The organism is Nocardia alni, assembly GCF_019038435.1.
In the GTDB taxonomy this organism is placed as follows: Bacteria; Actinomycetota; Actinomycetes; order Mycobacteriales; family Mycobacteriaceae; genus Nocardia; species Nocardia alni.
In genome coordinates this window covers 16,301-33,998 of record NZ_JAGPOX010000110.1, presented here as the reverse complement: position 1 = coordinate 33,998, position 17,698 = coordinate 16,301, and the positions used below count along the sequence as shown (strand labels likewise).

At 66.0% G+C, this 17,698-nt stretch carries 14 protein-coding genes and 2 pseudogenes; 4 read left to right on the top strand and 12 right to left on the bottom strand.

Annotated features, from left to right (window positions below; genetic code table 11):
* Positions 1 to 278, top strand: a pseudogene (locus tag JZ791_RS32045) (hypothetical protein); the annotation flags it as partial.
* A 25-nt stretch (positions 279 to 303) separates the two neighbouring features.
* On the opposite strand, the gene JZ791_RS32040 reads toward JZ791_RS32045, so the two are convergent.
* From JZ791_RS32040 to JZ791_RS32030, 3 genes are all read right to left on the bottom strand, one after another.
* Positions 304 to 1,074, bottom strand: a complete 771-nt coding sequence (locus tag JZ791_RS32040) for an SDR family NAD(P)-dependent oxidoreductase (protein ID WP_216899568.1) — start codon at positions 1,072 to 1,074, stop codon at positions 304 to 306.
* A gap of 118 nt (positions 1,075 to 1,192) precedes the next feature.
* The gene (locus JZ791_RS32035) at positions 1,193 to 2,371 is read right to left on the bottom strand and encodes a thiolase family protein (protein WP_216899566.1); all 1,179 of its coding nucleotides are present in this window, start codon (positions 2,369 to 2,371) and stop codon (positions 1,193 to 1,195) included.
* Positions 2,372 to 2,504: 133 nt separating this feature from the next.
* Complete coding sequence (locus tag JZ791_RS32030; RefSeq protein WP_216899576.1) at positions 2,505 to 3,353, bottom strand: mycofactocin-coupled SDR family oxidoreductase; 849 nt, start codon at positions 3,351 to 3,353, stop codon at positions 2,505 to 2,507.
* Positions 3,354 to 3,485: 132 nt separating this feature from the next.
* On the opposite strand from JZ791_RS32030, the gene JZ791_RS32025 reads away from it, so the two are divergent.
* Positions 3,486 to 4,706, top strand: a complete 1,221-nt coding sequence (locus tag JZ791_RS32025; RefSeq protein ID WP_216899564.1) for a CaiB/BaiF CoA transferase family protein — start codon at positions 3,486 to 3,488, stop codon at positions 4,704 to 4,706.
* A 36-nt stretch (positions 4,707 to 4,742) separates the two neighbouring features.
* On the top strand, positions 4,743 to 6,041 hold the full coding sequence (locus JZ791_RS32020; RefSeq protein ID WP_216899563.1) for an amidohydrolase family protein: 1,299 nt from the start codon (positions 4,743 to 4,745) through the stop codon (positions 6,039 to 6,041).
* A 160-nt stretch (positions 6,042 to 6,201) separates the two neighbouring features.
* Here the strand turns inward: JZ791_RS32020 and JZ791_RS32015 are convergent, their stop codons facing one another.
* The 9 genes and pseudogenes from JZ791_RS32015 to asnB form a co-directional block, all read right to left on the bottom strand.
* Positions 6,202 to 7,398: an acyl-CoA dehydrogenase family protein gene (locus JZ791_RS32015; protein WP_216899561.1), complete on the bottom strand. Its 1,197-nt coding sequence runs from the start codon at positions 7,396 to 7,398 to the stop codon at positions 6,202 to 6,204.
* Between the two features lie 29 nt (positions 7,399 to 7,427).
* Positions 7,428 to 8,474, bottom strand: coding sequence for an acyl-CoA dehydrogenase family protein (locus tag JZ791_RS32010; RefSeq protein ID WP_216899559.1), 1,047 nt, complete (start codon positions 8,472 to 8,474; stop codon positions 7,428 to 7,430).
* Between the two features lie 15 nt (positions 8,475 to 8,489).
* Positions 8,490 to 9,698 (bottom strand): amidohydrolase family protein, encoded by a 1,209-nt coding sequence (locus JZ791_RS32005; protein WP_216899557.1) that lies wholly within the window; start codon positions 9,696 to 9,698, stop codon positions 8,490 to 8,492.
* A gap of 229 nt (positions 9,699 to 9,927) precedes the next feature.
* Positions 9,928 to 11,163, bottom strand: coding sequence for a cytochrome P450 (locus tag JZ791_RS32000; protein WP_216899555.1), 1,236 nt, complete (start codon positions 11,161 to 11,163; stop codon positions 9,928 to 9,930).
* A 143-nt stretch (positions 11,164 to 11,306) separates the two neighbouring features.
* Positions 11,307 to 12,197 carry an enoyl-CoA hydratase/isomerase family protein gene (locus JZ791_RS31995; protein ID WP_216899554.1) on the bottom strand — a complete coding sequence of 297 codons (891 nt, stop codon included), beginning with the start codon at positions 12,195 to 12,197 and terminating at the stop codon, positions 11,307 to 11,309.
* Positions 12,198 to 12,244: 47 nt separating this feature from the next.
* Positions 12,245 to 13,390: a thiolase family protein gene (locus JZ791_RS31990; RefSeq protein WP_216899552.1), complete on the bottom strand. Its 1,146-nt coding sequence runs from the start codon at positions 13,388 to 13,390 to the stop codon at positions 12,245 to 12,247.
* Positions 13,387 to 13,803, bottom strand: a complete 417-nt coding sequence (locus JZ791_RS31985; protein ID WP_216899550.1) for a Zn-ribbon domain-containing OB-fold protein — start codon at positions 13,801 to 13,803, stop codon at positions 13,387 to 13,389. Before JZ791_RS31985 ends, JZ791_RS31990 begins: the two co-directional genes overlap by 4 nt.
* Before the next feature lie 74 nt (positions 13,804 to 13,877).
* Positions 13,878 to 14,139, bottom strand: a pseudogene (locus tag JZ791_RS31980) (NAD(P)/FAD-dependent oxidoreductase); the annotation flags it as partial.
* Between the two features lie 168 nt (positions 14,140 to 14,307).
* Positions 14,308 to 16,152 (bottom strand): asparagine synthase (glutamine-hydrolyzing), encoded by a 1,845-nt coding sequence (asnB, locus tag JZ791_RS31975; protein WP_216899549.1) that lies wholly within the window; start codon positions 16,150 to 16,152, stop codon positions 14,308 to 14,310.
* 336 nt (positions 16,153 to 16,488) lie between these two features.
* Here asnB and JZ791_RS31970 point away from each other — a divergent pair, with 336 nt between their 5' ends.
* On the top strand, positions 16,489 to 17,556 hold the full coding sequence (locus JZ791_RS31970; RefSeq protein WP_216899547.1) for a phosphotransferase: 1,068 nt from the start codon (positions 16,489 to 16,491) through the stop codon (positions 17,554 to 17,556).
* Positions 17,557 to 17,698: the final 142 nt, after the last annotated feature.

Sequence of the window (17,698 nt, the reverse complement as noted above, 5' to 3'; positions counted from 1 at the left end):
GATCTGCGGCATCATCCAGGCCTGCGTCGTCCCGCCCTGCCACCCAACGCCAAGCCCCGCATCGCCCGATGCCCGGACCACAGGACGAGCGGCACAAGCCACGGCCGGTCGCATGGATGGTCGGCGGCGCCGCCGTGGTGCTCGCACTGCTGGGCGGCGGTGTCGTGTTCGGTCTGGCGCATCACCCGTCGACACCGTCGCCAACGGTGAATACGGTTCAGGTCTCGAGCAACCAGGGCGGCCCCGCCGGCGGAAGCAACCACGGCGGCCACCGGTGAGAGCCGCCGCGAATTCCGGTCGTGCTCAGCGCGGCTGGAATCGCTGCGCCCCGTCGATACGGACGACCTCACCGTTGATATACGGGTTCTCCAGCAGATGCTGAGCCAGCGACGCGTATTCATCCGGCGCACCGAGCCGCTTCGGAAAAGGTACCGAGGCGGCGAATTTCCCGAGCTTCTCCTCGCCGAGAAAATCCATCAGCGGCGTATGCATGGTGCCGGGTGCGATGCTGTTCAGCCGAATTCCCAGTGAACTCAGATCACGAGCGCCCGACAGCGTCAGCGAGATCACCCCGCCCTTTGCCGCCGAATAGGCCGACTGGCCGATCTGCCCTTCATATCCGGCGATCGAGCTGGTCATCACGATGGCGCCGCGTTCCCCGTTGGCTTTGGCATCGAGCTTGCCGATCCGCGCGGCGGCCAGCCGCAGCACGTTGTAGGTGCCAGTGAGATACAGCGCGATGGTGTCGGTAAAGCCCTTCAGCGTGGCCGGGCTACCGTCCCGATTGACCACCCGCTCCAAGACGCCGAAGCCCCCGTGCGCGATCACGACGTTCCGCAGCACACCAAGCTCATCCGCCTTGGTGAGCGCACCGCCGATCGAATCCTCGTCCAGCACATCGGTATGCACATAGACGACCTTGTTCCCGAGCTCCCGCGCCAGCGCGGCGCCCTTCTCGTCGTTGACATCGGCCACGATGACGGCGGCGCCCGCACCGTGCAATCGACGCACGGTCGCATCACCCAAACCGCCGGCACCGCCGGTGACAAGCACTACTTCACCTTCGAACGACACGAGGTCTCCTTAATTCATGATGACGTGAAACTGTTTCTGCCACATCTCGGCGGCTGTCCACTCACTGGATTTGACGATGACGTGCGACCGCGGCGTTCCCGCAAGACTTCGTCCGTTATCAGACCTCCACCACCAATGCGCCACCCTGGCCGCCGCCCGCGCACATCGCCGCCACGCCGATACCGCCACCGCGCCGCCGCAGTTCGTACAGCAGCGTGGTCACCATGCGCGCGCCGGATGCCGAGATCGGGTGTCCGAGACTGCATCCGCTGCCGGAGAAGTTCACCAGCTCCTCGTCCAGCCCGTGCTCGCGGCACGCGGCGATCGGCACGGACGCGAACGCCTCGTTGATCTCCCACAGCGTCACATCGCCCGGTGTCAGCCCCGCGCGATCCAGAATCTTGCCGATCACCTTGCCCGCCGCGAGCCCGTTATCGGCCGGTGTGACAGCGGTATTGGCCCACGCTCGCACCGTGCCGAGCACCTCGAGCCCTTCGGCGGCGGCATAGTCGTCGCCGACGACGGTCACCGCCGCGGCGGCATCGTTGATCCCGCTGCTGTTACCGGCGGTGATCGAGAACCCCTCGATCTCCGGATGGAGCACGGGCAGCCCCGCCAGCCGCTCCAATGTGGTACCCCGCCTGGGGAATTCGTCCACCGCGAAGTCGACTACCGAACCGTCGAGCTGCTGAAGCTTCAGGGGCAGGATCTCGTCGGCGAACTTACCGGCGTCGATCGCCGCGATGGCGCGCTCGTGCGAGCGCAGCGCCCATGCGTCCATCTCCGCGCGTGAGATGCCCGCCTTCTTCGCCGTATTCCAGCCGACGGTGATCGACATGTCCATGGTGGGCGCGTCGGGCGTCTCCGGATGCGACGGCGGGATCCACGGCTCGATGAACTCGAGTTCCGCCTTACCCGGCACCCGCCACTTCATCAGCGGTGCGGTCGACAGGGATTGCACACCGCCCGCGACGATCACCCGCTCCATCCCGGAGCAGATGTGCGCGGCCGCGTCGGCGATCGCGGTGAGACTGCCCGTACAGTGCCGATTGACCGCTTGGCCGGGCACCTCGATCATTCCGGCGGCCACGGCCGCGTGCCGAGCCAGATCGCCGCCGCCGTAATTCAATTCGGCGAAGATGACGTCATCGACGACGGACGGATCGATGCCCGCGCGGCGCACCGCTTCGGGCAGGATCGTGGTCGCCAGCGTCTCGGAGGGCACATTGGCCAGCGCCCCCTTGAAGGAGCGTCCGATCGCCGTCCGGACGGCGCTGACGATGACGGGTTTGGTCATGTGCATCCACCTCTATCTGGCCGCACCCCGCGGACGCGGCGCCACGCAGTCATTTTCACGGCTATAGTCGCTCATACAGTAACTCTTTACATCAACCGGTCGCGCCGCGAAACGATCACCGCGGCACCATCGCTCACTTACCCCAGGGCACGGCCTTGACGTAGCCGCCCGCGTCCACACGCAGCTGACTGCCGGTGATATAGCGCGCATCGTCGGTGGCCAGGAAGACGACGAGGTTGGAGACATCCTGCGGCTCGATATAGGGAATCGGCATGCCCTGCATCGCCGGGAACGCCTGCTCGGCCTCTTCGCGAGTGGGCGAATCCTTATCGGGCCGGAACACCCGGTACATCCCCTCGTTGTGCAGCATGTCGGTGTTCACGTTGGTCGGATGCACCGCGTTGATCCGGATGGACTTCTTCGCCAGCTGAATAGACAGGTCGTTGACATAGTGTGCGACAACCTGTTTCGCGAAGCTGTACGCGGAACCACCGGGCCCCTCCTTGGTGGAACTGCCCAGCTGCGCGGCCAGCGATCCGGTCGCGATGATGGAGGCTCCGGCATCCAGGTGCGGCAGGCTCGCCTGGATGACGTTGAACACGCCCGCCAGATCGGTGTCGATGGTGTCGGACCACGACCGGAGGGTCTGCGGCTTTCCCATCGCGGCGATCCCGGCGTTGGCCACCACGATGTCCAACCGCCCCAGCGCTTCCACGGCCTCGGCGATCGAACTCCAGACCGCGCCACGCTCCCGCACGTCGACGACTATCGGATGGACTCGCACGCCCTCCTTCTCCACCAGGCGGGCCGTTTCCTCGAGGTCCTGCGGCCGAGCCAGCGGATAGGTGTTGCCCTCGAGGTCGGCACAGATGTCCAGGGCGATGATGCTCGCACCCTCGGCCGCGAGGTTGACCGCGTGCGAACGGCCCTGCCCGCGTGCGGCACCCGAGATCACCGCGACCTTGTTGTCCAGTTTTCCCACGGGTGACACCCCTTTGTTTCGTGGCGGGTCGATGGTCAGGGTCATCGCCGATGCGGCTGCCATCCTGGCTGACTAACTGTAACCATTACGGTATAGTTCTTCAAGCCAGCCATCGCGGGAGAGGAAGCGCCTATGTCGGGTCTGCTGAGCGGCGTACGGATCGTCGAACTGGCGTCGTGGACGTATGTACCCAGCGCCGGCGCCGCACTGGCGGATTGGGGGGCCGATGTCATCAAGATCGAAGACGCGAAGGGGGGCGATCCCTGCCGCGCACTGGTCGTCGGCGGTCTGGATCCCGAACAGTCGCCCGTACGAGCCAATTTCATGATGGAGCTCGGCAACCACGGCAAACGCAGCATCGGCGTCGACATCAAGTCCCAACGAGGCCGGGAGATCCTCGGCAAGCTGATCGCCGAGGCGGACGTATTCCTGACAAACTGGCTGCCGGGCCCCCTCGAACGAGCCGGGCTGACGGTCGAGCAGATCCGGGAGTTCAACCCGACTGTGATCATCGCCCGCGGCAGCGGCCACGGCAGCCGGGGACCCGATCGCGAGCGCGGCGGGTTCGACGCCTCGAGTTACCTGGCGCGCGCGGGTGTGGCCTACGCGCTGTCCCCGCCGGACATCGAATATCCGGTGACCCAGGGCCCTGCGTTCGGCGATCTCCAGGGCGGCATCACACTGGCGGGCGGCATCGCGACCGCGCTGTTCCATCGCGAGCGCACCGGGCACGCACCACTGGTGGACAGTTCGCTACTCGCACAAGGCATGTGGGCAATCGCCCCCGATATAGCGGCTGCGGATTACTACGATATCGATCGCATCCCCATGGGCGTCGCGGGCACCGCGCTGAACCCCGCGGTCAACCGCTACAAGACGCGCGACGGGCGGTGGGTCCAGCTGATGCTGCTACAGACCGATCGGTTCTGGCAGGGGTTCTGCGACCGCATCGGCCGGCCGGGCCTGGCCACCGACGAGCGGTTCGTCCCGCTCGCGAATCTGGTCCGCAATCAGGCGGCGGCCACCACGGAGTTGCGCACGACCTTCGCCGAGCGCGACCTGTCCGAATGGCAGAAGATCCTCGCCGACGAGCCCGCGGTCTGGGCCACCCTGGCCAGTCCGCGCGAGGTCCTCGACGACCCGCAGGTGATCGCCAACGGTTACCTGACCACGCAGCCCGACAGCGCCGGCAGGCCCTACCGAAGCGTCAGCGCCCCTGTGCAATTCGACGAGATGCCGCCGCCGCCGAGCCGCTCACCGGAGTACGGCGAACATACCGAGACGATCCTGCTGGAACTCGGCATGACATGGGAGGACATCGCCGCCGCCAAGGACGCCGGCGCCATCATCTGACGCCTGCCCGAGATCACTATTTCTAGGAGTGTTGTCGTGGACAAGAACGACATGATCCTCATCAGCGTCGATGACCACATCATCGAACCGCCCGATATGTTCCGAAATCACCTGTCCGAGAAGTACGCCGCCGACGCGCCGAAACTCATCCACACCGACGACGGCGCCGATATGTGGAAGTTCCGGGACATCGTGGTGCCCAATGTCGCGCTCAACGCCGTGGCCGGGCGACCCAAACAGGAGTACGGCCTGGAACCCGAAGGGCTGGACGAGATCCGGCCCGGCTGTTACGACGTACACGAGCGGATCAAGGATATGAACGCCGGCGGCATTCTGGGATCGATGAACTTCCCGTCGTTCCCGGGCTTCGCGGCGCGCCTGTTCGCCACCGATGATCCGGAGTTCTCCCTGGCGCTGGTGCGCGCCTACAACGATTGGCATATCGACGAGTGGTGCGGCGCCTACCCCGGGCGCTTCATTCCGATGGCGCTGCCGGTCATCTGGGACGCCGAGGCCTGCGCCGCGGAGGTGCGCCGCTGCGCGGACAAGGGTGTGCACTCCCTGACATTCACCGAAAACCCTGCTGCCCTGGGCTATCCGAGTTTCCATGACCCGTTCTGGAATCCGCTGTGGAAAGCGTTGGTGGACACCGATACCGTGTGCAGCGTTCATATCGGGTCGTCCGGGCGGTTGTCGGTGCCCGCGGTGGACTCGCCGCCGGACGTGATGATCACCCTGCAACCGATGAACATCGTGCAGGCCGCCGCCGACCTCCTGTGGTCCCAACCCATCAAGGACTACCCGGATCTGAAGATCGCCCTGTCCGAGGGGGGCACCGGCTGGATCCCCTACTTCCTCGAACGCGCGGACCGCACCTACGAGATGCACTCCGCCTGGACGATGCAGAACTTCGGCGGCAAACTGCCCTCGGAGATCTTCCGCGACCACTTCCTGACCTGCTTCATCAGCGATCCGATCGGCGTGCGGCTGCGCAACGAGATCGGCATCGACAACATCTCGTGGGAAGCGGATTACCCACACAGCGACTCGATGTGGCCGGACGCCCCCGAAGCGCTGCACGACGTGCTGGAGCGCGAACAGGTGCCCGACGACGAGACCGACAAGATGACGCATCTGAATGCCATGCGCTGGTACTCCTTCGACCCGTTCACCCACGTGCCACGCGAGCTGGCGACCGTCGGATCCCTGCGCGCGGCCGCCGCCGACCACGACGTCAGCATCCAGGCGCGCAGCCACAAGGTAACCTCGGCGCAGGAGAAGCTGGCGCAGTACCAGAACCAGATCAAGGCGGCCACCGCACACACCGCGAGTTGACCGATCCGCGGGCGTCACCGCGTCGCGATGGCGCCCACCCTCTCGCATCGTGAGGATCCGCCCGGCTCATACCGGCGTACTCGCTGCCGGGGGCACCTCGTAGAACCGCCGAGCCCCCGCGACACGAATCATGTTGCCACGCATCGACCCACAGCGTCTGTCAGCCGGCCCTCGCTGCGGCCGGCGGGGAATAGTTCGGACGCCCGAGCCCGAGCACGTGCTGCGCGATCATATTCCGGAACACCTCGAGCGTGCCGCCGTAGATTCCGCACAGCGGCGCCCAGCGGTAGATGTATTCGGCGCCACCGTCATCCACGGCGCCCTCGGTATCGATGGGCAGCACCGAGGCGCTGCCGAGGATGTCCATCAGATCCGGCGAGGTGTCGCGCATCGCCTGGGCGATCGCGACCCGGCCGAACAGCGAGGGCGTGGACAGCGCGGCCTCGATCCGGGCGACGCTGCGGCCGAGCCGATACGCGACCGACCTGTCGTCCAGCAGGCGGTGGCCGTCCGGACCCGGTCGCGCGGCGATCTCGGCGACCCGGTCGGCCGCCGTCGCCATCATCGTCCCCTGGTGCGCGAGGATCGAGACGTCCCCCAATCCGTCGGCTGCCGCGTCGACGGCGCCGTGCTCGACGCTGAGCGGCTCCATCAGCACCCGCCAGCCGTCGTTCACCTCGCCCAGCCGGTACTTGTCGTCGATACGGACGTCGGTGTAATAGACGATGTTGGTGCGATCGCCGTCCACCGTCCGGATGCCCTGGATGTCGATACCCGGGGTGTCCAGCGGGACCAGGAACATGGTGAGGCTCTTGTGTTTACGCGCCTGCGGGTCGGTATTGGCGATCAGGAACACGTACTGGCAGTTGTGCGCGCCGGTGGTGAACATCTTGGCGCCGTTGATCACCCACTGATCCCCGTCCCGCACCGCACGGGTCTTACACGTCGCGACGTCGGACCCACCCTCCGGCTCGGTGTAGCCCAGACACAACCGGACCTTACCGCTGAGCACGCGCGGCAGCACCTCCTCCCGCAGGTCGGGTGAGCCGAACTGCTCGACCGATTTCGCCACGATGACGGTGGTGCCCCCGGTCACCCAGGGGACCTGCGCGCGTCGCTTCTCCAGGTCCCAGATGCGCCGCTGCACCCGGGTCATCCCGCCGGGCTCACCGGTCTTCGCCTCGGCCGCCAGCCAGCCCTCTGCGCCCATGGCGAGGTGGACGCCCGCATCGAAATTGTCGCCGGTTTCGCGATCGCGCCGCCGGACCTCGTCGGTCACATGCAGATCCAGGAACGCGCGCGCACGGTCGTGGAACGCGGCGTCCTGCGCGGACAGGTCGACTCGGGAAAAGTCCATCGGTAATTCCGTCCTGTTGGCCCGAATAGTTATGAGGCAGTGAATAGTTCGGCCACCCGGACGGCACTGGCTCCAGGATCGCCGGCCGCCAGCGGCCAGCCACGGGCCCGCAGCAGATATGCCGAGGCGGCCGACTCCGTCGACACCCCCAGCCCGCCCTGCACCTGGACGGCCATGGTGGCGGCCTTGGCGGCCTCCTCGGCCAGATAGACGAACGCCGCCCCCGCGAGCGCCGGCTGCGTCTCGGGTTCGTGGTCCAGGAACCAGGCCGCCCGTCGGGTCAGGTTGCGCCCGCCCTGCACCACGATCGCGATATTGGCCAGGGGGTGGGAGATGGCCTGCAGTGTCGATATCGGAACACCCAATGTGTAACGGGTCTTGGCGAATTCGGCCGCCACCCGCAGCGTCTCCTCGATCAGGCCGACCAGCGCGGCCGCGGTGAGCACCTGCCATTCGTCGAGCGCGCGCTCGTACCGCGCGAGCGCCCGCGCACCGCTGCCCAGCACGACCCGCCGGTCCGCGGCCGCCGGATCGATCCACGCCATCGGCAACCGGCCGATATTGTCGACCTTCGCCGGCCGGGTGGCGTAACTCAGAGCGACGACGTCGTCCCCTTGGCGAACGATGATGCGATCGGCGACCGAACCGGCGGCGATCAGCCGGGGCCCGTCGGTAGCCTGCAATCGCGAATCCAGGGCGAGCACCTGCCGTCCCGCGAGGACGTCGGAACCATCCTCGGTGGCCGGGTCCAGCGCCCCCAGAGCGGCCAGCAACCTTGCCGCGCAGACATGGTCGATCCACGGCACCGGTGCGATGACACGGCCGAGTTCCTCCGCGACGAGCGTCAGGTCGACCAGCGTCGCCCCGTCACCACCCGCCGACTCGGGCAGGGCCATGGAACTCGCGCCGGTGCCGCACAGCTGCTCCCACAGATTGTTGTCGAAACCCGTCGCCTCGGCCGCCCGCACCAGTTCGAGCGGGCAACGGTTTTCGAGGAATTTCGCATACGCCGTCTGCAGCTGGATGTGGTCGGCCGACAGGCTGTAGTCTTGCCGCCGCAATTCGTAACGGTCCATCGTCAGTACTCCCGGCTACCGGGCGGCCGCGGCGACGGGCACGCCGAGGTACTCGAGAGCGTTGTCGCGCATGATCTTTCGAACAGCCGGCGCGTCGAAGTCGGTCAGCTCGTCGGCGAAGGCCAGCGGCTGTTCGAGCCCCTCGCCGTGCGGCCAGTCCGAGCCGAACAGGATGCGCTCGACGCCGATCGTCTCGGCCAGCCGCGGCAGATCGTCCTCGTAGTACGGCGCGACCCACACGTGCTCACGCAGCGTGTCCACCGGATCGTTCGGGAACGATCGCGGAGATTGGTTGGCCAGCTTCTTCATTCGCTTGCACAGCCGGGCGACGAAGTCCGAGCCGTTCTCGATGCTGGCCACCCGCAGGCCCGGATGGCGGTCGAACACACCGTGGATGATCATCGAGGCCATGGTGTCGTGAATGGCACGGTCGTCGACGAGAATCTTGTCCAGCGCGTCGCCCGCGCCACCGAACGCCTCGAAGGTGTCCTTACCACCCCACATCGCCGCGATCCGCAGATATCCGCTGTCCCCCAGGTGGAATGCGACCGGCACATTCGCCTCGGCCAGCCTGGCCCATACCGGATCGTGGGCGCGGTCGCCGAGCGAACGCGGCTTGACGACGCCGGGTACCGGCGCGGGCCGGATATGCACCAGGCGCGCACCACGCCCGAGCACGAAGTCGACCTCCGCGACGGCGGCCACCGGATCGGCCAGCGAGATCATCGGCGCCGCGACGACTCGATGATCGGGCCGGCCGAAACCCCAGTCCTCGTCCAGCCATTGGTTGAACGCGTGCAGCGAGGCCATCGTGGCCTCGACATCGCCCTCGAGGGCCTCCTCGACGCCGCAACCGAACGTCGGGAACAGGAAGATCGTCTCGATGTCCTGCTTGTCCACCACCGCGACGCGGGCGTCCCGATCCTGGTACTCGGGCCGCAGTTCCAGGCTCTCGACCTTCAGCAGCGTCGCCGGATCCACCCCCTCCGGGACCTGACCCCGGAACATCAGGTCCAGGCAACCGGGCACGATGATCGGATCGAAGGTCGGATTGGGAATGAAGCGGTTCACCCGGTCGCCGATGATCGCCGAGTGGTATTTGCCGTCCCGCACGATCCGCACGCCGCGGCGCCGGAACTTCTTGTCCAGATGCCGGGTGAACGCGTCCAGGGGCTCGTAGTAGTGGTTGTCGACATCGATCGCCTTGTATTCCAGCGCGGTCATCACAATCCCTTCGGTTCGCCGAGCTTCGTCCCGGCTCGTGCGCCAACTCGACCGGGGCACAATCGGTGCCGTCGCCGCGACGATGCGACGCCGCCCGGCCGATCGGCTCCGCACGGCTGATCCGGCCTCCCGTGGAAGGCCGAATAGATACGACTACTGTATATCTATCAGTATAGAATTGCACAGGGATCTCACGAACCGCTCAGGGCTGCGAGGACGGCCGGATCGGTCAGGTGAGGGAATAGCGGATGGGTAGGTGTTTCAGCCCGCCGACGAAGGTCGTGGCGGTGAGTGCGGGTTCGCCGTTCAGCTCGATGGACTTCAGGCGCGGTAGCAGCTCGGAGAGGAATCCGTTGATCTCCATCCGGGCCAGCCCGGCCCCGAGACAGAAGTGCACGCCGAATCCGAACGCCACGTGCTTGTTCGGCTCGCGCTCGATATCGAAGCGGAACGGATTGTCGAAGGCATCCTCGTCACGATTCGCGGATACATACGACAGCAGCACCGACTCCCCCGCGGCGATGGGCACGTCGCGCACCGTGGCGTCCTGTGCGGCCGTGCGCATGAACGCCTTCACCGGCGTGACCCACCGGATGATCTCCTCGGTCGCCCGCGGCATCAGGTCCAGGTTGCCGCGCAGCCGCTCGAGCTGGCCGGGATGTTCGATCAACGCGCGCAGACCACCGGAGATACTGCTGCTGGTGGTGTCGTGCCCGGCGGTGGCGATGATCGCGTAATAGGACATCGTGTCGATATCCGACAGCGGCTCGCCATCGATGCGGGCGTTGGCGATCGTGGACCCCAGATCGCCGGTGGGATGCTCCCGCCACGCCGCCGTCAGACCCTGGAAGTACTGGAACATCTCGACCAGGGAGTTCATCGTCTCGTCGACGGGCGTGCTGCGCTTGAGCTCGTCGTCCTCGCTGCCGACCAGTTCCTGGGTGAGCTTCAGCATCCGCGGGAAGTCCGCCTCGGGCACACCGAGCAGCGACATGATCACGTAGAGCGGGAAATTCACCGCGACCTCCTGCACGAAGTCGCATTCCCCGCCGGTATCGCGCATCTTGTCCACGTACTGTTCGGCGAGCTGCCGGACGCGCCGATCCATCGCTTTCATCGCCTTCGGGCTGAACCAGTCCGCGGCGACGGCCCGCACCGCGCGATGCTGCGGATCGTCCATGTGGATCAGGGTCCGAACGCCCGCCGCCGCCTCCATATCCTCGGCCGCGGAACGGAACAGCACCGGCCGCGGCCAGTTGGTGAACACCCGGTTCGCCCGCTCCACCGCCAGGATGTCGGCGTGCTTGGTGATCGCCCAGAAGGGCTTGTAGTCGGGCACGTCCACCAGCGATACCGGAGCCTTCGCCCGCAACCGCGTCAGTGCGGCGTGCAATCTCTCCTCGTCGGCATACGCGGCAGGCTCCGCGAGCACCTTCGCGGCCTCATCGACGATCGGCATACTCATCAGCGACTTCCGTTCCATCCGATCACATCCGAGCTCGGTTGCGACCCATCGCATGTCATGCCCGGAATGTTGCGACAGTCAGTCACCAGAATGTTTTATAGTTGCCATTACTGTCAAGCATTCGGTATCCGTGAACGGCGGAGCTACCGAACGTCGGGTTCCGGCACATCGAAGTGCTCGTCGCGCAACCGGAACGCCTCCTTCGTCCCGTGCTCGGCGCGCGTCTTGACGAAATTGAATTCCCCTGTGGCGAACTGCAGATTCGTCCCGAACGCGTGGAACAGATAGCTCGCGACCTCCTCCCCCTGATACGCCTGGCTCTGCTCGACCAGCCGGAACGCCTCCTTGGCGATGACCACGCCGTCGGCCGGCATCCTGGACGCCTTCTCCGCCCAGTATCGCGCGCGTGCGGAAACGGCCGCGCTGTCGCAGGTCTCGGTGAACACACCGAGATGTTCCACCGCGCCCGCCTCGATGATGTCCCCCGTCAGCAGCAGCCGCCGGGCGAGTACGGGACCGAGCCGATGGAAGAACATGTGCAGGCTGCCCAGCGCGGGACCGAGAAACCGCGTCGCGGGCATGCCGATCCTGGTGTCGCGGGCGATCACCGAGATATCGGTCATGAGTGCCATCTCGAATCCCCCACCCAGCGCGTAGCCGGCGATCTCCCCCACCGTGACCTTCGGGAAGCCCAGGAGATTGTGGTATAAGCCGAAGGTCTTCCGATCGACCGTCAGCCGCCGGCGCTGGCTGGGCCGGCTCTTCGCGGGATGGTTCCCCTCCCGTTCTCCGTACCAGCCGTAGGCGTTGTTCATGTCCGCCCCGGTGCTGAACACGCCCTCGGCTCCGCGCAGCAATACGACGGTGATGTCGTCGTCCTCGGCGATCCGGTCGAGATGACGGGCCAGTACGTCGCGCATGGCGGCGTCGTAGGAATTGCGCTGTCGCGGGTTGTTCAACGTGAGGGTGGCGATCCGCCGGTCGGGGTCCACCTCGCACTGGACGCGGTCGTCGGCGGTACTGGAGTCGCTCATCGGAATCCTCTTCCTGTGGTCACATCGCGGTCCGTGTCGTCGCCGGATCAGGTGGTGAGGATCGTCGCGGCGGCGGTTCCGGGGGCGCCGTAGAGCTGGGCGAATCCGACGCGCGGGGCCCTTGCGACCTGACGGTCACCGGCCTCACCCCGCAGTTGCCGGACCAGCTCGTGGATTTGCCGCAATCCCGACGCCCCGATGGGCTCGCCGTTGGCGAGCAGGCCGCCGTCGGTGTTGACCGGCATCGCACCGGTGATCTCGGTGACTCCGTCGGCGAGCAGCCGTTCCTGCTCACCGTCTCCACAGAAACCGGCCTCGGCCATATGGATGATCTCCGCGCCCGCGTCGGTGTCCTGCAACTGGATCACACCCACGTCCGACGGTGCGACACCGGCCTTTTCGAATGCGGCCCTGGCCGCGTAGACCGTGGGGGACGCATCCTCCTCGACCGGTGCGAACGTGGTGTTCACCTCGTAGGCGCCGTATCGGCGCGTGCGCACCTCGATCGCGCGCACATGGACCGGCTTGTCGGTGTAGCGGTGTGCGATGTCGGCCCGGCACATGATCACCGCGGCCGCGCCCTCGTCGGGAGAGCAGAACATGTACTGGGTCAGCGGGTAGTTCAGCATCGGCGAGTTCAGCACGTCGTCTTCGGCGATCGGCTTGCGGCGGAACGCGTTCGGGTTGAGCGCGCCGTTGCGCAGGTTCTTGTTGACGACCTTGGCCAGCGTCCGGTGGCCGATGCCGTGCTCGTGCAGATAACGATTGGCCTTCATACCGAAGAACTGCGTCGTGAGGTACTGGCCGTTCTCGGCATACCAGCTCGGCATGCCTACCAGCGCGGGGTCCTCGGTGAAGGCCCCGCGCGGATGCTTGTCCAGGCCCACCGCGATGCCGATGTCGTAGTCGCCCAGCCGGATTCCGTCCGCACAGGCCTTGGCCGCGCTGGCCGCGGTGGCGCAGGCGTTGAAGACGTTCGTGAAGGGGATGCCGGTGAGGCCGGTCATGCCGACGATCGCGTCGGGGTTGGCGACCGTCCAACTACCCCCGACCCCGAACTGGATGTCGCGCCATCGCACGCCCGCGTCGTCGACCGCCGCGAACATGGCCTCGACGCCCATCTGCATCGCGGTCTTGGTCCCGAACCGGCCGAAGGGGTGCATGCCGACACCGATGATGGCCACCTCGTTCATCGGACGACCTCGAAGGCGAACGTGATGATCTCGTCGCCGGCCTCGTCGGTCGTCAACGGCACGAATGTCAATGCGACGCTCTGGCCGAACTCCAGTGCGGCCGAATCACTCTCGGTGAGTCGGCCCTCCACCCGCACGACGTCGCCGAGCTGGACCAGACCGACGCCGAACGGCACGAACGCGTCTCCCGTCGGCCCCTTGTACGGAGGTCCGGGCGCGAAGCCCTGCGTGGTCCACGCCACCAGTCTTCCGTCGCGGGGAAGCAGGAGCTCGGCCATATCGGCGCCGCTGCATCGCGGGCAACGATCCTGACGGGGAAAGGTGGTGGCGCCGCAGCCGCCGCATCGGCTGCCGATCAACTGGGGATTCTCGTCGGGCCAGGTCGAGATGTCGGGCGCCAGTGCCTTCTGCATGATGAGTCCTTTGTCGGCGTGGCTGGAACAGCCTACTGATAAAGTAACAGTAGTACGTACCGCAAAGCCGCTCAGGCGGCGATCAGGCGCGCCTGACACTCGACGAACGGGAACAGCGTCGGCAGCGACCGCGCGAGTCCGGCGAAGGCCAGATCGCTCATGCCGGGCCGGAATATGCGTTTGTACAGGCGGATTCGGTTGTCCGGCGCACTGATGATCGCCTTCCAGCGCAGTCACACCGGGTTTGGGAGTCACGTCGCCGGAATCCAGGCGCAGCGGCAGTTCGATCGACTGCGTGGCGTGGGCATCCAGGAATCGGTGTGCGGGCTTGGGCAATAGTACCGTTAGCGTTTCGGTAAATCCGACGATCAGGCGGTCCGGCAGGGTCCGCGATCCGTATTCAGTTCTTGTTCAGCGTAATACGCACACCGATCAGCGGCATTCGGCAGACTGAGGTGTGGTCAGGACCCCTCGCCCCGGGACATGCCCGGGGCGAGCGGATGTTCAGTCCAGCAACAGTTCCGGGGAGTAGATGTCCAGCCAGGTGTGCAGGTCGACGGCGCGATCCAGCCCGGCCCTGGTCATCGACTCCATCCGCTGCGGGTCATGGGTCACCGCATTCTCCAGCCAGGCCCGGTCGACCAGCTGGAAGACCGGCGAATCCTTCTCGGACAGAATCTCTTTCACCAGCTGCTGGAGATTCGCCGCGTAGCCCGGATCCTGCGTGGAGGGGTAGGGGCTCTTCACCCGCTCGACAACCGACTGGGGCAGCACGTGTTTCGTGGCATGCCGCAGCAGGCTCTTCTCGCGTCCGTCGAAGGTCTTCAGCGACCACGGCGTGTTGTAGACGTATTCGACCAGCCGGTGATCGCAGAACGGCACTCGCACCTCGAGTCCGACCGCCATCGACGCGCGGTCCTTGCGATCCAGCAGCGCACGCACGAAACGGGTCAGATGCAGATGGCAGACCGTGCGCATGCGGTGCTCGACCTCGGACTCACCGTCCAGATGACCCACCTCCGCGACGGCCGTGGCGTACTGATCGGCGATATAGCCGTCCAGCGCGAGATTCTGGCGCAGTTCCGGATTGAGGACCTGCCAGCGTCCCTCGCCGGTCAGCGGGGTATTGAACGCCATCCACGGGAAGGTGTCCGCCTTCAGCGCGACCTCGTCGTGGAACCAGCGATACCCACCGAACACCTCGTCGGCCGACTCGCCCGACAGGGCCACCGTCGACTGCGCTCGAATCGCCTTGAACAGCAGGTACAGCGAGCTGTCCATATCTCCGAGTCCGGCCGGGATGTCGCGTGCGGTGATCACCGCACGGCGCACCGCCAGATCCGACAGGTCCGCCGGATTCAGCAGGACGTCCTCGTGCGCCGAACCGACCAGCTGGGCCACCTCACGCACGAACGGCGAGTCGGGCGTGTCACGCATCTCGTCGGGGACGAAATTCTGCTCCTGGTTCACGAAATCGACCGAGAACGTGCGCAACTGCTCACCGTCCCGGGCCAGCCGGGCCGCGGCAAGGCCCGTGATGGCGCTGGAATCCAGTCCGCCCGAGAGCAACACGCAGCGCGGCACGTCCGAGATGAGCTGCCGATCGACGATGTCCGTCATCAGCTCACGCACCCGCGCGACCGTGTCCTCCTGATTGTCGGTGTGCTCGACCGGGTCCAGGCGCCAGTAGGTACGCTCGTGAATACCGTTGCGGTCCACCGTGACCAGTGTGCCGGGCAGCACCTCGTACATGCCCTTCCACAGCGACCAGCCCGGGGTCTTGGTGAAGGAGAACAGCTCCCGCAGCCCCTCGCTGTCCACGACCTTGCGCGCCAGCGGATTGGCCAGGATCGCCTTGGGCTCCGAACCGAACAGCACACCGTCCGGCGTCGGGTAGTAGTAGAACGGCTTGATTCCCATGCGATCCCGGATCATCACCAGTTTCTCGGTGCGCTGATCCCAGATCGCGAACGCGTACATGCCATTGAGATGGTCGACGACCGATTCACCCCACTGCAGGTAGCCATGCAGGACGACCTCGGTGTCGCTGTCGGTCCGGAAGGTGTGCCCGAGCGCCGTCAACTCGGCGCGTAATTCGGTGAAGTTGTAGGTCTCACCCGAGTACACCATCCCGATGTCACCGGACGGGGTGCTCACGCTCATCGGCTGCGCGCCACCGGGTAGGTCGATGATGGCCAAGCGCCGGTGCCCTAACGCACCGTGTGTCCGCACGAACGTACCTCGCCCGTCGGGGCCCCGACAAGCCATCGTCTCCGTCATAGCGTCGAGGACACGCTGTTGCTGGGTCAGGTCGGAGTCGAACGACACCCAGCCCGCGATTCCACACATGATTCACGCCCTCCAATTAGTTAGCTTTAGCAACTACACGTAACTCCGTTGTAACACGGCAGGATTCGCAGCGCCAGACCTACCCCGGACAAACAGCTGTGCTGCGTAGTAGCCACTCGGACCGCTCGATGAGTGCCGAATCGGACATCGGCCGGCGGCGATCGAAGGACCCGAACGATTTCCACGAGGCGATCGCCCGAAGAGAGTTACCTTATACTGTAACTACTACCGTAATTAATTCCGTTTCGCGACACAGTACGGCACACGGTGCGATGCCTCGTCTTTCGTCACCGGTGACGATCCGACCGTCAGCGACGGAATGCGAAAGTGGCGACCATGCAGGATCATTCGGACGATTCCGTCATCGCGACCCCGGCCGATCTCACCGCGGACTGGCTGACGGCGAAACTCGGGGCGAGCACCGTCACCGGCTTCCGGCACGAGCGCATCGGCACGGGACAGGTCAGCGACTGCTACCGGGTGAGCCTGGACTACGCGCCGGGCACCGGCGGCCCCGGGTCGGCAGTCCTGAAGGTGGCATCCAGCGACCCCGTCAGCCGGCAGACGGGCGCGGGGCTGGGCCTGTACGAGAGCGAGGTTCGCTTCTATCGCGAGATCGTCCCGCAGCTGTCCGCGGGACCGCTACCGGCGTGTTACCACGCCGCATTCGACAGTGCCACAGGCGCATTCGATCTCCTGATCGGTGACGCCGTCGCCTCGGCCCCCGGCGACGAGATCCGGGGTGCGACCCTCGAACAGGCCAGGCTCGCGGTGAGCGAACTCGGCCGCCTGCACGCGATCGTCCGCGAACATCCCGGACTGACCGGCGCCGACTGGCTGCAGCGCGGGTCGATGCTGAATCAGGAACTACTGGCACAGCTGTACGGCATGTTCCTCGACCGCTACGGCGAGCAGGTGACAGCACCGCAACGGTCGGTGTGCGAGGCGCTGGTCGGCGCGTTCGACGGCTATCGGGCGATGCAGCAGAACCTCCCCCGCGGGCTCGTGCACGCCGACTACCGGCTGGACAATATGTTGTTCGGCTCCCTGGACGCCGAACGTCCACTGACAGTGGTGGATTGGCAGGGCGTGATGAGCGGCCCGGTGGTATCCGACCTCGCGAATTTCCTGGGCGGCGCACTGCGGATCGAGGATCGCCGTGCGCACTACGACGAACTCGTGGACCTCTATCACGCCTCGTCCGGACCGGATTCCCCGCTGACCCCACTACAGGTGCGTGAGACGGTCCGCAGTCAGAGCTTCATGGGCGTCATCACCGCGATCGCCGCGTCGGTCATCGTCGAACGCACCGAACGCGGGGACACGCTGTTCATGACCACGCTGAACCGGCACTGCGCACATGTACTCGACACCGGGGCACTGGAGTTGCTGCCGACCGTGTGAGCCGCCGACCGGCAACGGGAACCTACCCCATCACCCCGCTCGCCGTACAGCGCGACGACACCATCGAATCGGCTGACCGGACACCTGTCGACCATCGCTACGGTAAGCTTTACAGTTAATGCGACAATACCCTCCAGGAGGT

Coding starts and splice junctions, on each gene's coding strand:
- JZ791_RS31985 (WP_216899550.1), bottom strand. CDS start 13,803: ATGCAGAAGGCACTGGCGCCCGACATCTCGACCTGGCCCGACGAGAAT.
- JZ791_RS31990 (WP_216899552.1), bottom strand. CDS start 13,390: ATGAACGAGGTGGCCATCATCGGTGTCGGCATGCACCCCTTCGGCCGG.
- JZ791_RS32025 (WP_216899564.1), top strand. CDS start 3,486: ATGTCGGGTCTGCTGAGCGGCGTACGGATCGTCGAACTGGCGTCGTGG.
- JZ791_RS32010 (WP_216899559.1), bottom strand. CDS start 8,474: ATGGACCGTTACGAATTGCGGCGGCAAGACTACAGCCTGTCGGCCGAC.
- asnB (WP_216899549.1), bottom strand. CDS start 16,152: ATGTGTGGAATCGCGGGCTGGGTGTCGTTCGACTCCGACCTGACCCAG.
- JZ791_RS31970 (WP_216899547.1), top strand. CDS start 16,489: ATGCAGGATCATTCGGACGATTCCGTCATCGCGACCCCGGCCGATCTC.
- JZ791_RS32000 (WP_216899555.1), bottom strand. CDS start 11,163: ATGAGTATGCCGATCGTCGATGAGGCCGCGAAGGTGCTCGCGGAGCCT.
- JZ791_RS31995 (WP_216899554.1), bottom strand. CDS start 12,197: ATGAGCGACTCCAGTACCGCCGACGACCGCGTCCAGTGCGAGGTGGAC.
- JZ791_RS32035 (WP_216899566.1), bottom strand. CDS start 2,371: ATGACCAAACCCGTCATCGTCAGCGCCGTCCGGACGGCGATCGGACGC.
- JZ791_RS32015 (WP_216899561.1), bottom strand. CDS start 7,398: ATGGACTTTTCCCGAGTCGACCTGTCCGCGCAGGACGCCGCGTTCCAC.
- JZ791_RS32005 (WP_216899557.1), bottom strand. CDS start 9,698: ATGACCGCGCTGGAATACAAGGCGATCGATGTCGACAACCACTACTAC.